We start from the raw sequence: 14247 nt of genomic DNA on the forward strand, positions 1-14247 counted from the left end.
CCCCATCCTCTAAAGTGATCGCAACCCCCCGTGCGGCGGTATCTCACCCAACTCCCCCAGGGCCGGAAGGCAGCAAGGGTAAGTGAGCTCTATCGGGTGCACGGGGGGCCTTCGCGTTTCCGGGGACCGCTGCCTGTCCCGTGTCGGACCGGGTGGTTAGTGTTCTGACGTGGACTCCCCGCTCGCGCTCTACCGCCGCTACCGGCCCGAGACCTTCGCCGAGGTGATCGGGCAGGAGCACGTCACCGAGCCGCTGCGCGCCGCCCTCGCCGGCAACCGGGTCAACCACGCCTACCTCTTCTCCGGTCCCCGTGGCTGCGGCAAGACCACGAGCGCGCGCATCCTGGCGCGCGCCCTCAACTGCGAGCGGGCCCCCATCGCCGACCCGTGCGGCGAGTGCGAGAGCTGCCGCGACCTGGCCCGCAACGGGCCGGGGTCGATCGACGTGATCGAGATCGACGCGGCGTCCCACGGTGGTGTCGACGACGCGCGCGACCTGCGCGAGAAGGCGTTCTTCGCGCCGGTCAAGAGCCGCTACAAGGTCTACATCATCGACGAGGCCCACATGGTCACCACGCAGGGCTTCAACGCCCTGCTCAAGCTCGTCGAGGAGCCGCCGCCGCACCTGCGGTTCATCTTCGCCACGACCGAGCCCGAGAAGGTCATCCCGACCATCCGCTCGCGCACCCACCACTACCCGTTCCGGCTGATCCCGCCGCGGCTCCTCACGTCGTACCTGACCGAGCTGTGCGACCGCGAGGGCGTCGCCATCGAGCCGGCGGCGCTGCCGCTCGTCGTCCGGGCGGGCGCGGGGTCGGCCCGTGACACGCTGTCGGTGCTCGACCAGCTGCTCGGCGGCGCGGGCGCGCAGGGCGTGACCTACGACCTCGCCAGCGGCCTGCTCGGCTACACCCCCGACACCCTCCTCGACGACGTCGTCTCGGCGTTCGCGGCCGGCGACGGCTCCGCGGTGTTCGGCGTGGTCGACAAGGTGATCGAGACCGGCCAGGACCCGCGCCGGTTCACCGAGGACCTCCTGCGCCGGCTGCGCGACCTGGTGATCATCTCCGCGGTGCCCGACGCGGCCGCCTCCGGTCTGCTCGACGTCTCCGGCGACCAGGCCGACCGCCTCGTCGCCCAGGTCAACGCCTTCGGCCGCGCCGAGCTGACCCGGGCCGCCGACCTCGTCGCCACCGGGCTCACCGACATGCGCGGCGCGACCGCGCCGCGGCTGCTGCTCGAGCTGATCTGCGCCCGGATCCTGCTCCCCGCCGCCGACCACACCACCGAGGGCGTCCTCGCCCGCCTCGACCGGCTCGAGCGCCGCGCCGCGATCAGCGGGACGACGTCCGCCGAGGCGGCGCCCGCGCCGGCCCCCGTCGCCCTCCCGGCCCAGGACCGGCCGGCACCCTCCCGCTCCGAGCGGGCCGCGCCGGAGCTCGCCGAGGACCCCGCTCCCGCTCCCGCGCCTGTGCCCGCGCCTGCCGCGGAGCCGACCCCGGCGCCCGCGCCGACGCCGGTCCCTGAGCCGACGCCCGAGCCCGCGCCGGTCGCCGCAGCCCCCGCCGCCCCCGCGGCCCCGAGCAGCGGCCTGACCCTGGTCGACGTCCGCCGGCTGTGGCCGTCGGTGATCGACCGGGTCAAGACGGTCAAGCGGGTCACCTGGATCCACCTCACCCAGAACGCCCAGGTGGTCGGCTTCAACGGAGCCGTGCTGAGCCTGGGCTTCCAGAACGACGGTCCGCGGCGCTCGTTCGAGACCGGCGGGCACGCCGACATCGTCCAGCAGGCGGTGATCGACGAGATCGGCGCCAACGTCCGGATCGAGGCGATCATCGACCCCGGCGCCGACCCGTCCGCCGGGCCGCCGCCGCCCGCGGCTGCTCCGGCAGCGCCCGCCGCCCCGGCCGCCCCGGAGCCCGGCGCCGGCTGGCCCGAGGTCGCCGCCACCGGTCCCGCCACGTCGGCCGCGCCCGCCGCCGCAGCCGCGCCCACCTCCGCGCCGTCCCAGCAGCGCCCCGCGCCGGGCCCCGACAGCGACCCGCCGCCGTGGGCCACCGAGCCGCCCCCCGACGACGGCTACGAGCCCGGGCCGGCTCCCGAGGCCGGGTCCGGGCCCGCGCCGGAGCAGAGCTCGCGGCGGGCCCGCCTGGCCGACTACCAGGCCCAGGCCGAGGCCCACGCCGAGGCCCCGCCCGAGGATCCCGACGCCCACGTCGACCTCGACGCCGACACCGAGGTCGACGCCGAGTCCAGTGCCGAGCTCCTCGCCCGCGAGCTCGGCGCCCAGGTGATCGAGGAGATCCCCCGCGGCGGCTGAGCCCGCCGTCCCCCGGCCCCATCGCTCGCACCACGCCACCGCACCGCACGCACCGCACGCACCGCACCCAGAGAAGAGACGAATCCCATGAGCCAGAACCCGTTCGACGCCCTCGCCGGTGGACTCGGCGGGGCCGGCGGCCCCGGCGGCCTCGACCTGGGCGCGCTGCTCCAGCAGGCCCAGCAGATGCAGGACCAGCTCCAGGAGGCGCAGCAGCGCCTCGCCGAGGCGACCGTCGACGGCACCGTCGCCGGTGGCGCCGTCACGGTCACCGTCACCGGCTCCGGTGAGCTGACCGCGGTCACCATCACCCCCGAGGCCCTCGACGGCACCGACGCCGAGGCGCTCGCCGACCTCGGCGACCTCGTCGTCGCGGCCTTCCGCGACGCCCGGGCCAAGGTCGACGAGCTCGCCGAGCAGCTCCTCGGCCCCCTGGCCGGCGGGATGCCGGACCTCGGCGGCATGCCGGGTCTGCCGGGCCAGCCGGGTCAGCCCGGCCAGCTCGGCTTCTAGTACGGCGTCCGCGCGATGTACGAAGGCGTCGTCCAGGACCTCATCGACGAGCTCGGGCGACTTCCCGGGGTCGGTCCGAAGAGCGCCCAGCGGATCGCGTTCCACCTCCTCCAGGCCGACCCGGTCGACGTACGACGCCTCGCCGACGTCCTGATCGAGGTCAAGGACAAGGTGAAGTTCTGCTCGATCTGCTTCAACGTCGCCGAGGACGACCAGTGCCGGATCTGCCGCGACCCGCGCCGCGACCCGTCGGTGCTGTGCGTGGTCGAGGAGTACAAGGACGTCGTGGCGATCGAGCGGACCCGTGAGTTCCGCGGCCGCTACCACGTCCTGGGCGGGGCGATCTCGCCGATCGACGGCATCGGGCCCGAGCAGCTCCACATCCGCGAGCTGCTCACCCGGCTGGGCGACGGCGCGGTCACCGAGGTCATCCTCGCCACCGATCCCAACCTCGAGGGCGAGGCGACGGCGACGTACCTCACCCGGATGCTGGGACCGCTGGGGTTGCGCGTGACACGTTTGGCAAGTGGACTTCCGGTGGGAGGTGACCTGGAGTACGCCGACGAGGTCACCCTGGGCCGGGCATTCGTAGGAAGGCAGGCAGCGACATGAGCGAGACGACGACACCGCAGGGAGGCCAGCTCCCGCCGGGCCTGGCCGCGCTCGAGGCGCTCATCGCGCTCGAGACCGAGACCGTGCGCCTGGCCGACGAGATCTCCGCGTCGGTGCGCTCCTTCCTCGACGGGCTGCGGGTCGTGGCCGCCGAGGCGACGGGCGGCCAGGCGGTGTCCCTCCTGCTCCTCCAGATCGGCCAGATCGCGATGACGGGCGCCCGGCTGGGCGTGCACCGCGACTTCGCGCCGCGCGACGAGTACCAGCCCGACGACGGTCCCGACCCGGACCTCGACGGCCTGCGCCTGCAGCTGGCCACGCTGCTGGGCGACCTCGACACCTACAGCTACGTCTTCGACCCCTACGACCCCGAGATCGTCGAGGGCCTGCTCTCCGACGACCTGACCAGCATCGCGGCCGACCTCGCCGTCGGCGTCCGCCACCACGACGCCGGTGACGTCGAGGAGGCGCTGTGGTGGTGGCAGTTCTCCTACGTCTCGTCGTGGGGCGCGCTGGCCGGCTCGGCGATGAAGGCGCTGCTCTCGGTGGTCGCCCACGACCGTCTCGACGTCGACCTCGACACCACCCAGGAGCTCGAGCTGGTCCAGGTCGCGGCCGCCGCGCTGGACAGCGGCGAAAAGGGCTAGCGGCCTCTCGTAGAATCGGGCTCGTTCCTTCCCCAATCGCCAGGAGTGAGTCCCGAGTGGGCATTGTCGTGCAGAAGTACGGCGGCTCGTCGGTCGCCGATGCCGCCGGCATCAAGCGCGTCGCGCAGCGCATCGTCAACACCAAGAAGGCCGGCCACCAGGTCGTCGTCGTCGTCTCGGCGATGGGGGACACGACGGACGAGCTGATCGACCTCGCCAACGAGGTCTCGCCGCTGCCGCCGGCCCGCGAGCTCGACATGCTGCTCACCGCGGGTGAGCGGATGTCGATGGCGGTGCTGGCCATGGCGATCCACGACCTCGGCCACGAGGCGCGCTCGTTCACCGGCTCCCAGGCCGGCGTCATCACCGACGCCGAGCACGGCAAGGCGAAGATCATCGACGTCACGCCGGGCCGGATCCAGACCGCGATCGACGAGGGCGCGATCGCCATCGTCGCCGGCTTCCAGGGCGTCTCCCAGACGACCAAGGACATCACCACGCTCGGCCGCGGCGGCTCCGACACGACCGCGGTCGCGCTCGCCGTCGCGCTGCGGGCCGACGTCTGCGAGATCTACTCCGACGTCGACGGCATCTTCACCGCCGACCCGCGGATCGAGCCGCACGCCCGCAAGGTCCCGCGGATCTCCTACGAGGAGACCCTCGAGATGGCCGCGCAGGGCGCCAAGATCCTGCACCTGCGGTGCGTCGAGTACGCCCGCCGCTACGACATGCCCATCCACGTCCGCTCGTCCTTCTCCGAGAAGGAGGGCACCTGGGTCGTCAAGGCCGAGGATGTTGCTCAGGAGGAATCCATGGAAGCCGCGATCATCACCGGCGTCGCCCATGACCGCAGCCAGGCCAAGATCACCGTCGTCGGCGTCCCCGACAAGCCGGGCGAGGCGGCCGCGATCTTCCGCGCCGTCGCCGACGCGCAGATCAACATCGACATGATCGTGCAGAACGTCTCGGCCGCTGCGACGAGCCTGACCGACATCTCCTTCACGCTGCCCAGCGGCGAGGGCCAGACCGCGATGACGGCGCTCGACCGGCTCAAGGCCGAGGTCGGCTTCGACGGCCTGCAGTACGACGACAGCATCGGCAAGGTCTCCATCGTCGGTGCCGGGATGAGCTCCTCGCCGGGCATCTCCGCGCGCTTCTTCGAGGCGCTCTCCGAGGCCGGCGTCAACATCGAGATGATCTCGACCTCGGAGATCCGGGTGTCGGTGGTCGTCGCCGAGTCGCAGGTGCAGGACGCGGTCAACGCCGCGCACGCCGCCTTCGACCTGGGTTCGGACGAGATCGAGGCCGTCGTGTACGGCGGAACGGGGCGCTGACCCATGGGCGTCAACATCGGAGTCGTCGGCGCGACCGGCCAGGTCGGCGTCGCCATGCGCCAGATCCTGCTCGAGCGGGACTTCCCGGTCGACCAGATCCGCTTCTTCTCCTCGGCCCGCTCGGCCGGCAAGATCCTCCAGTTCGGTGACCGCGAGGTCACCGTCGAGGACGCCGAGACCGCCGACCCGACCGGGCTCGACATCGCGCTCTTCTCGGCCGGTGCCACCGCCTCGCGCGCGCTGGTGCCCCGGTTCGTCGAGGCCGGCGTGATCGTCGTCGACAACTCGTCGGCCTTCCGCAAGGACCCCGACATCCCGCTCGTCGTCTCCGAGGTCAACCCGGAGGCCGCGGCCGCGGTGATCGAGGCGGGGCGCGGCATCATCGCCAACCCCAACTGCACCACCATGGCCGCCATGCCGGTGCTCAAGCCGCTGCACGAGGAGGCCGGCCTGGTCCGGCTCATCGCGTCGACGTACCAGGCCGTGTCGGGCTCCGGCATCGCCGGCGTCGAGGAGCTCGCCACCGGCGTCGCCGCGGCCGGCGACAAGGCGCGCGAGCTGGCCTACGACGGCGAGGCCGTCGCCTTCCCCGAGCCGGGCGTCTACAAGAAGACGATCGCCTACAACGTGCTGCCGTTCGCCGGCAACCTCGTCGACGACGGCCTCAACGAGACCGACGAGGAGCAGAAGCTCCGCAACGAGTCGCGCAAGATCCTCGGCATCCCGGACCTGCGCGTCTCGGGCCTGTGCGTGCGGGTGCCCGTCTTCACGGGTCACTCGCTGGCGATCAACGCCGAGTTCGCCTCGCCGCTGACCGCGGCCCGGGCGCTGGAGCTGCTCGCGACCGCGCCCGGCGTCGAGGTCGCCGACATCCCGAACCCGCTCGCCGCGGCGGGCAAGGACCCGTCGTACGTCGGCCGGATCCGCCAGGACCCGGGCGTCGACGGCGACCGCGGCCTCGCGCTGTTCGTCTCGAACGACAACCTCCGCAAGGGTGCCGCGCTCAACACGGTGCAGATCGCGGAGCTCATCGCCGCTGCGCGCGGCTGAGGCAGTTTCACCGCCTAGGCGGTGAATCCGGACGTGGGCGCAGGGAACTCCCTGTGCCCACGTCCAGTTTCGTCGGCCCAGTACCCGCTGAACCGCGGGCCTCAGGCGTCAGTCGTCAGGTGCCGTCGGGATCGACGAACGTCTTGGTGACCCACACCGACGCCAGGTGGGCCACGATGCTCAGCAGCGGGACCAGGATCAGCGTCGACCAGTGGTCGAGGAAGTCGATCAGGAACAGCAGCGCCACCACCGCGACCAGGCCGACCGCCAGGAAGCTGCTGCTGCCCGGGTCCGGGATCGCGAACGCCTTGAGCAGCTGCGCGCCCAGCAGGACGCACAGCGCGAACGTTGCGACCAGCAGCAGGAAGCCCGGTCCGCCACCACAGGACGCCGTCCCGCGGATCGCCTCGCAGCCGCGCAGTGACAGCCAGGTCAGGACCACCATCGCCGCGCCCACCACGAGCCCGGTCAGGGCCGCCGCGCGGTAGATGCTCAGCAGGGGGCCGGACGTCGCCAGCGCGGCGATCTCGGCGTCCTCGCGCTCGGTCTCGAGCTGGGCGACCGGCTCGGGCTCGATGTCGGGGGTGACGGCGGGGACGGGCTGCGGCTTGGGCTGCGGCTTGGGCTTGGGCTTGGGCTTCGGCTGGGGTGCCGGGGCGGCGGCGACCGGCTCGGGCTCCGGCTGCGGCTCGGGCTCCGGCTCGGGCGTGACCTCCTCGAGGACCGCGGTCTCCTCGACCTCGACCTCGGGCTCGGGCTCGACCTCAGGCTCCGGCTCAGGAATCGGCTCCGGCTCAGGCGTCGGCTCCGGCTCCGGCTCCGGGGTCGGACGAGCAGCGGGGCGCGCGGGCGCCTCCGCGACCGGCTCGTCGGCCGGCTTCTTCTTCCGCCCGAACAGCTTGGGCGGCTCCAAGCTGAGCTTCAGCTTGTCCTGCTCGTCAGACATGGCATGCAGTGTGTCACGAACGTACCTCCCACGACCGGGAGGCCGATGGGCGAAATCCCGTGGTCGCTCTGGTCATTGCGTAACCAATCGGTTACGTTTTCAGGCATGCAGGGAGCCCGAGCCGTCGCGGACCCGGTCCGCCGGGAGATCCTCGAGCTGCTGCACGCCGCGCCGCTGCCCGCCGGGCGGATCGCCGAGCACTTCTCGATCAGCCGTCCCGCGGTGAGCAAGCACCTGCGGGTCCTCGCCGAGTGCGGCGTGATCGAGGTGATGGTGGTCGGCCGGCAGCGGATCTACGCCCTGCGCCGCGAGCCGCTCGCCGAGCTCGCCGGCTACCTCGAGCGCCTGCTGGCGCCGGCGCTCCCCGACCGGCTCGACGCGCTGGCCACCGAGGTCGCGCGGACCCGCCGCGAGCGGCGTGCCACCACCCCCGACGTCAAGGAGAAGACCGCATGACCACCACCTCGCCTCCCGAGCCCACCGGCCGCCTCGTGCCCGCCCCGGACGCCGACGACAACCACAACCACAACCACGACGGCCCGGCCTACGACCTCGTCCTGACCCGGACCCTGCCCGGCTCCCTGGCGGATGCCTGGGCCAGCGTCACCGAGCCCGACCGCACCGCGCGCTGGTTCGGCCGGTGGGAGGGGGTGGGCGCGGTCGGCGAGACGATCCGGATCCAGCTCGACTTCGAGGAGGGCACGCCCTGGACCGAGGCGCAGATCGCCGAGTGCGCGGCCCCGCACCGGCTCCGCGTCGTCACCGTGGACGACGCGGGCTCCTGGGACCTCGCGATCGACCTCGCGCCCAGCGAGAAGGGCCCCGACCGCACCGAGCTGCGCTTCGTCATGCACCGCGTCGACCCGGCGGCGGTGGGGGAGGTCGGCCCCGGCTGGGAGTACTACCTCGACCAGCTCCTCGCCGCGCTGACCGGCGCGGACCTGCCGGACTTCGGCGACTACTTCCCGGCGCAGCGCGCGTACTACGCCGACCAGGGCGCGGCGGTCTAGCGGCCCCAAAACGACCGATGGACCCACGCGAACGTGGGTCCACCGGTGGCGGTCGGGCTGACAGGATTTGAACCTGCGGCCTCCTCGTCCCGAACGAGGCGCGCTACCAAGCTGCGCCACAGCCCGCCATGAGTCCGTCCCGTTGCCGGGTCGTCTCACAAGCCTGGGAGCATAGCGGAGCGCGCGGCCCGACCTGCAATCGGGGACCCTCAGCCGCGGGGCAGGAGCGTCAGCAGCGTCGCCTCGGGACGGCACGCGATGCGGATGCGCAGGTAGGGGTTGCTGCCGATCCCGGCCGACACGTGCAGCCACGACGAGCCGGGGTCGCCCGGCCGGGAGTCCGCGGGATGACGGTGCAGGCCGCGGGCGCGCGCGGCGTCCAGGTCGCAGTTGGTCGCCAGCGTGCGCGGACCGCCGGGCCACGGCAGGCAGATCTGGCCGCCGTGGGTGTGCCCGGCGATGATCGCGTCGTAGCCGTCGGCGGCGAACTGGTCCAGCACCCGCAGGTACGGCGCGTGCGCGATCCCCAGCCGGACGTCGGCGCCGGGGTCGGCGGCTCCGGCGACGGCCGCCAGGTCGTCGTACTCCAGGTGCGGGTCGTCGACCCCCGCGAACGCGAGGACCGTCTCGCCCACGGTGAGCGTCGAGCGGCGGTTGGTCAGGTCGAGCCAGCCGGCGTTCGTCAGCCCGGCCGACAGGTCGCGCCAGGGCAGCTGGGGGACGTGGGTGTGCCGCTTGCCGTTGTCCGGTAGCAGGTAGGCCAGCGGGTTGCGCAGCCGCGGCTCGAAGTAGTCGTTGGACCCGTGCACGAACACGCCCGGCCGGTCGAGCAGCCTGCCGAGGCTGTCGAGGACCGACGGGACGGCGCGCCGGTGGGCCAGGTTGTCGCCGGTGTCGACGACCAGGTCGGGCTCGAGCGCCGCGAGCGAGCGGATCCACTCCTGCTTGCGGGCCTGTCCCGGCGTCATGTGGATGTCGCTCAGGTGCAGGACGCGCAGGGGCCGCATCCCGGCGGGGAGCACGCGGAGGTCGTACCGCCGCAGGGTGTACTGGCGCGCCTCCCAGAGGGCGTACGACGTCACCGCGGTGCCGAGCGCCCCGCCGAGGCCGGCGGCGCGCAGCAGGCCTCGCGCGAATCCCATTCGGCAAGCCTCACACACGGCAGGCAGAATCTAGGCATGAGCACCCTCAAGGACCGCCTCCGCGCCGACCTCACCACCGCCATCAAGGCGCGGGACGACGTCCGCTCGTCCACGCTGCGGATGGTCCTCACCGCCGTCACCAACGCCGAGGTCGCCGGCAAGGTCGCCAAGGAGCTCACCGACGACGAGGTGCTCACCGTCCTCGCCAGCGAGGCCAAGAAGCGCCGCGAGGCCGCCGTCGCCTTCGAGGAGGGCGACCGCCCCGAGATGGCCGCCAAGGAGCGCGCCGAGACGGCGGTCCTCCAGGACTACCTCCCCGAGCAGCTCGGCCCCGACGAGATCGCCGCCATCGTCAGCGCCGCCGTCGAGAAGCTCGGCGCCGCCGGCGCCGGCCCCAAGGCGATGGGCCAGGTGATGGGCATCGTGCAGCCGCAGGTCAAGGGCCGCGCCGACGGTGCCGCCGTCGCCGCCGAGGTCCGCCGCCAGCTCGGCTGAGGCGTGTGCCGGGGCGCCGGCGCCAGGGACTAGCGTTCCGCCCATGAGTGCGATCGAGGGCGTGAGCGAGACGTTCGACGCGAGCCAGTGGGACGTCGTCCCCGGGTTCGAGGACCTGACCGACCTGACCTACCACCGCGCCAAGGCGCACGGCACCGTCCGGATCGCCTTCGACCGCCCCGACGTCCTCAACGCCTTCCGGCCGCACACCGTCGACGAGCTGCTCCGCACCCTCGAGCACGCCCGCCAGTCGGCCGACGTCGGCTGCGTCCTGCTCACCGGCAACGGCCCGAGCGCCAAGAACGGCAAGCGCTCCTTCTGCACCGGCGGCGACCAGCGCATCCGCGGCCGCGCCGGCTACCAGTACGAGGACGTCGCCGCCGGCGCCACCGACACCGGCGCCGAGGAGCCCAGCGCCATCGACAAGGCCAAGCTCGCCCGCCTGCACATCCTCGAGTGCCAGCGCCTCATCCGGTTCATGCCGAAGGTCGTCATCTGCGTCGTCCCCGGCTGGGCGGCCGGCGGCGGCCACAGCCTCTTCGTCACCTGCGACCTCGCCCTCGCCTCCCTCGAGCACGCGCAGTTCAAGCAGACCGACGCCGACGTGGGCTCCTTCGACGGCGGCTACGGCTCGGCCTACCTCGCCCGCCAGGTGGGCCAGAAGTTCGCCCGCGAGATCTTCTTCCTCGGCCAGGAGTACTCCGCCGAGGACGCCGTCCGCATGGGCGCCGCCAACCGCGCCGTCCCCCACGCCGAGCTCGAGGCCACCGCGCTCGAGTGGGGCCGGCTGATCAACGGCAAGAGCCCCACCGCGCAGCGGATGCTGAAGTACTCGTTCAACCTGCTCGACGACGGGCTCGTGGGGCAGCAGCTGTTCGCGGGGGAGACGACGCGGCTGGCGTACATGACCGACGAGGCGCAGGAGGGGCGCGACCAGTTCCTGGAGAAGCGGGAGCCGGACTGGTCGCCGTACCCCTGGTACTACTGAATCGGCCTGTTTCCGCAGTTCAGATGGCTAAGGACCCTTACCGGTACGCAGGCGGCCCGCAAGTGAAGACTGCTCGCGACATCGTCGAGATTAGGGCGACCGCGATCGGCAGGCTTGACTGTCGGTGCCTCGATCAATCGCGCCGGGGTGGTGCTTGAAGGAGCCGCACCTCGCCGACGGAAAGACCAGACGACCGTTTGGGTCCGCCAGCTACCAGACTCTCGCCGACCCATCGACGCCGTCCTGGTGAAGCCGGGCACCTACTTTCGTAGCCGGGCCGCTGAGACACGACCTCCCGTGCCTCGTGGCTGGCCACAACCACCTTCGGCTGGACTGCAAGGCCTGCGACGACACGGCACATGACCAGTGTCTACGGACTCCCTTGCCGGGCATCCCTAACCTGGTGGGAGAGGGCTTCCTGCAGATGTGCACCGAGTTGGCCCCGGCCTCGCATAGCCTGAGCGTCCTGACCAATCGCTTCGGGGGCACGACGTGCACAAGTTCCACAAGACCAAGAAGTCGGCGGCGGTACTGAAGCACGGCATCATCGACTCGTACGCCCCACCGTTCATCGGCAAGACGGGCAGCCGCTCCCTCGACAACCGAGTGGCCTTCATCGACGGATACGCCGGACCGGGCCGGTACGGCACCGACGAGGAAGGTTCCGGAGCGATGCTGCTCCGGCATGCCAAGCAGTACGCGCCCCTCCCCCGTAAAGTTGAGTGCCACTTCGTGGAGGAGGACCCCGAGACCGTCGAGAAGTTGCGCGAGGTAGTCGAGGAGGAGGGCGAAGGCGTCACCGTCACGGTCAGCGACGGCGACATCTCGACCCACCTGCCCGACCTGCTGGAGCAGTGCGACGGGATTCCGCTGTTCGTTTACCTTGACCCGTGCGGTCTGGTGATCCCGTTCGACGAGGTCGTCGCGATCTTCGAGCGCCCAGGAGGCCTCGGTGCACCGGCGACCGAGGTCCTGATCAACTTTTCCGCCGTCAGCCTCCGGCGCATCGCCGGGCACCTGACGAGTCCAACACCCACCGAGGCGACGCTGGCGCGGATGGACGAGGTCTGCGGCGGCGAATGGTGGCGGGACGCCTGGCTCAACGCACTGCCGGACAAGGACGCCGCCGAGCAGGCCGTCGTCAACGGGTACGCCGAGCGTCTGTCGAAGGGGGCCGGACACGCGGGCCACTGGGTGATTGACGTCCGGCCCCGTGTAGGGCTTAAGCCGCTGTATTACCTGGTGTTCGCTTCCCGCCACATCGCAGGGCTCGAGTACTTCGGCGAGGCGTCCTCCCTCGGCCTGGAGAAGTGGCGCCGGTACTCGGCCCAGCAGGAGGCCGAGGGCACCCTGTTCGGGGACGACGACTCCTGGGAGGACGAGTTCAAGGCCAGCGAGGCGAAACTCAAACAGGAGTGGATCGACACCCTGGCCGAGAACCTGGAGACAGAATTGGTGACGGGTCAGCCGTTCCGCGTACTCGACCGCTACGGCGAAGTCTTCGGTGACCTGGCGGGGGTCGCCCGAGGTATGCACCTACGGGCAGCGATGAAGAAGGTGCTCGCAGCGGGCCTGACTACCACTAGCCCCGTGGGCGAGAACAACCTGCTTCAGCTGACGCTCATGCCCGCGTAGCGACCGGCTCCGGCATCTCGTCCCACAGCCGACCGTCCAGTTCGCGCCCGTTGCTCTTCGGCGTGCGTCCGCCCCACTGCTTGAAGAAGAACGCCACCTTCTGCTCGCGGCACTCGTCCCGGAGTTCGCGCACCCACTCGGGGTCGAGAGGACGGTGGTTCGGCCCGCTCTCGCCTCCAGCTATCAGCCAGTGCAACCCAGCCAAATCGAGTCCGGCGAGCGACCCGAGCAGCGGCTCGGCGGAGACGAAGCGGGTCGCGGCCGGGACCTTCCGCAACTCGTCCAGCCGCCACAACTGGTCTTGCGTCTCCACGCTCACGCCGAGCCACACGTTGCTGGGCCACGGCAGTTCCTCCGCCATACGAGCCGCACGCCGTGGCCGCTTGGTCAGCAACTGATAGGTGTGCCGGGGCGTCTCTTCCATCACCTGGAAGACGTCCCGGATGTAGTCCGAAGACACCCGCGCATGGAACAGGTCGGACATGCTGTTAACGAAAATGACGCGGGGCGACGACCACCGGCGCGGGATGTCCAGCGCAGAGGGATGTTCTGTGATCGCGAAGCCCGGCCCGCTCGTACGCGGGTCGCCGTCCTCCTGATACTTCGGGTTGCCCATCGCCTTCAACCGCTTGGCCAGCGTCAGCGCGTAGCAGTTGTCGCAGCCTGGGCTGATCCGGTCACAGCCGGTCGTGGGGTTCCACGTGGCTTCCGTCCACTCGATGCTGCTGCCGTCCGCCATGGCAATAAGGTATGTCACCGAGCACCGACACTCCGGCATCTTGGCGCCGATGGTGGCCCGCGTCACGCGCCCGGAAAAGCACCTGACCCATGCCGTTTTGGGTCCCGCCGGCGACGAGGATGTTCAGTCCGGCGCAGACCGAAGCCTCCAGGAAGGCGGACGCTCGGGCCATGAGATCTGTATGCGTCTGCCCGCCGCATGCCAGCTACCACTTTCGCGCGACCAGTTGTGCCCACCTCTCTGATTCTCCGAGTCTCGGAGCAGGCGCTGGGTCCCGTTTAGGGAGCCTAGAGAAGGAGATGCGAGATCAGTCCCGCGCCCACCCATTCACCTTGGCGGAAGCACCCTTCGCTGTGAATAGAGCCTGTCTGCTGTCCACAGTCGCCGCACTTCTTGTGACGCAGCGTTTCTGAGGCTTGGAAGAACTCCAAGCGGTCATCGGTCCTGGGTCCCCACCGGATTTCAACCTCGTTGGTGCCGTTCTGGAAGGTTTCAGAATAACTTCCATCGCCGCGGTCGCGCGTCTTCTCGACTAGGTCAAAGCCGCTGCTGAGCAGGACCTCGCGCAACGCGGCGCGTTCGGGTGCGGTTGCCATGAGCGCAAAAACCTCTCCATCTAAAGAACACAGGATCCCACGCCGTGGAACAGCGGGGACTACTCGCCAATTGTGCGCGAGATCAGTGCGACACACCCGTCCCATTCCACCGTTACGGTCGCGCCTCGCGGCGTCTCCTCGGAGGGTCGCGGATTGATACTCGTGGCCTCAGGGCTGCTCCGGGTCCGTACGTTATGTTGGGGACTTGGTCTTACGCGCA

15 protein-coding genes, 1 tRNA gene and 1 other RNA gene are annotated in these 14247 nt (G+C 71.1%); 12 read left to right on the forward strand and 5 right to left on the reverse strand.

The genetic code is table 11. The annotated features are described in order from the left end of the window. The first annotated feature begins 22 nt into the window (after positions 1–22). The 7 genes from ffs (at position 23) to BM223_RS20905 (ending at position 6476) form a co-directional block, all read left to right on the forward strand. Positions 23–113, forward strand: an RNA gene (gene ffs / locus BM223_RS20875) — signal recognition particle sRNA small type. A gap of 56 nt (positions 114–169) precedes the next feature. Next, positions 170–2320 carry a DNA polymerase III subunit gamma and tau gene (locus tag BM223_RS20880; protein ID WP_038676454.1) on the forward strand — a complete coding sequence of 717 codons (2151 nt, stop codon included), beginning with the start codon at positions 170–172 and terminating at the stop codon, positions 2318–2320. Positions 2321–2407: 87 nt separating this feature from the next. Beyond that, complete coding sequence (locus tag BM223_RS20885; RefSeq protein ID WP_038676455.1) at positions 2408–2833, forward strand: YbaB/EbfC family nucleoid-associated protein; 426 nt, start codon at positions 2408–2410, stop codon at positions 2831–2833. 15 nt (positions 2834–2848) lie between these two features. Beyond that, entirely contained in the window at positions 2849–3445 is a 597-nt protein-coding gene (gene recR / locus BM223_RS20890; protein WP_038676457.1) for a recombination mediator RecR, read from the forward strand. Then, entirely contained in the window at positions 3442–4092 is a 651-nt protein-coding gene (locus tag BM223_RS20895; RefSeq protein WP_082003516.1) for a DUF5063 domain-containing protein, read from the forward strand. The genes recR and BM223_RS20895 overlap by 4 nt, the downstream gene beginning before the upstream one ends. Before the next feature lie 56 nt (positions 4093–4148). Beyond that, entirely contained in the window at positions 4149–5426 is a 1278-nt protein-coding gene (locus BM223_RS20900; protein WP_174823530.1) for an aspartate kinase, read from the forward strand. A gap of 3 nt (positions 5427–5429) precedes the next feature. Continuing rightward, positions 5430–6476 carry an aspartate-semialdehyde dehydrogenase gene (locus BM223_RS20905; RefSeq protein WP_038676461.1) on the forward strand — a complete coding sequence of 349 codons (1047 nt, stop codon included), beginning with the start codon at positions 5430–5432 and terminating at the stop codon, positions 6474–6476. A gap of 115 nt (positions 6477–6591) precedes the next feature. Here BM223_RS20905 and BM223_RS28615 read toward each other — a convergent pair whose 3' ends face one another. Then, positions 6592–7422: a hypothetical protein gene (locus BM223_RS28615; RefSeq protein WP_052138171.1), complete on the reverse strand. Its 831-nt coding sequence runs from the start codon at positions 7420–7422 to the stop codon at positions 6592–6594. 105 nt (positions 7423–7527) lie between these two features. On the opposite strand from BM223_RS28615, the gene BM223_RS20915 reads away from it, so the two are divergent. Next, the gene (locus BM223_RS20915; RefSeq protein WP_038676463.1) at positions 7528–7878 is read left to right on the forward strand and encodes an ArsR/SmtB family transcription factor; all 351 of its coding nucleotides are present in this window, start codon (positions 7528–7530) and stop codon (positions 7876–7878) included. Beyond that, on the forward strand, positions 7875–8432 hold the full coding sequence (locus BM223_RS20920) for an SRPBCC domain-containing protein (RefSeq protein ID WP_038676465.1): 558 nt from the start codon (positions 7875–7877) through the stop codon (positions 8430–8432). The genes BM223_RS20915 and BM223_RS20920 overlap by 4 nt, the downstream gene beginning before the upstream one ends. A gap of 52 nt (positions 8433–8484) precedes the next feature. Here BM223_RS20920 and BM223_RS20925 read toward each other — a convergent pair. Next, positions 8485–8558, reverse strand: a tRNA-Pro gene (locus tag BM223_RS20925). Positions 8559–8641: 83 nt separating this feature from the next. Next, entirely contained in the window at positions 8642–9574 is a 933-nt protein-coding gene (locus tag BM223_RS20930; RefSeq protein ID WP_052138172.1) for a metallophosphoesterase, read from the reverse strand. 36 nt (positions 9575–9610) lie between these two features. Between BM223_RS20930 and BM223_RS20935 the strand changes: the two genes are divergently transcribed. The 3 genes from BM223_RS20935 to tcmP all read left to right on the forward strand — a co-directional run bounded on the left by BM223_RS20935 (position 9611) and on the right by tcmP (position 12692). Beyond that, positions 9611–10069 carry a GatB/YqeY domain-containing protein gene (locus tag BM223_RS20935; protein ID WP_038676467.1) on the forward strand — a complete coding sequence of 153 codons (459 nt, stop codon included), beginning with the start codon at positions 9611–9613 and terminating at the stop codon, positions 10067–10069. A 43-nt stretch (positions 10070–10112) separates the two neighbouring features. Further along, positions 10113–11057 carry a 1,4-dihydroxy-2-naphthoyl-CoA synthase gene (locus tag BM223_RS20940; protein WP_038676469.1) on the forward strand — a complete coding sequence of 315 codons (945 nt, stop codon included), beginning with the start codon at positions 10113–10115 and terminating at the stop codon, positions 11055–11057. Positions 11058–11549: 492 nt separating this feature from the next. Beyond that, on the forward strand, positions 11550–12692 hold the full coding sequence (gene tcmP / locus BM223_RS20945) for a three-Cys-motif partner protein TcmP (RefSeq protein WP_038676471.1): 1143 nt from the start codon (positions 11550–11552) through the stop codon (positions 12690–12692). Here tcmP and BM223_RS20950 read toward each other — a convergent pair. Together BM223_RS20950 and BM223_RS28625 are read right to left on the reverse strand one after the other, a co-directional pair. Next, entirely contained in the window at positions 12679–13431 is a 753-nt protein-coding gene (locus tag BM223_RS20950) for a DUF5131 family protein (RefSeq protein WP_038683310.1), read from the reverse strand. The two genes, tcmP and BM223_RS20950, sit on opposite strands and share 14 nt — an antisense overlap. A gap of 287 nt (positions 13432–13718) precedes the next feature. Then, entirely contained in the window at positions 13719–14027 is a 309-nt protein-coding gene (locus BM223_RS28625) for a hypothetical protein (protein ID WP_141267167.1), read from the reverse strand. Positions 14028–14247: the final 220 nt, after the last annotated feature.

Source organism: Pimelobacter simplex (assembly GCF_900114845.1).
GTDB lineage: Bacteria > Actinomycetota > Actinomycetes > Propionibacteriales > Nocardioidaceae > Nocardioides > Nocardioides simplex.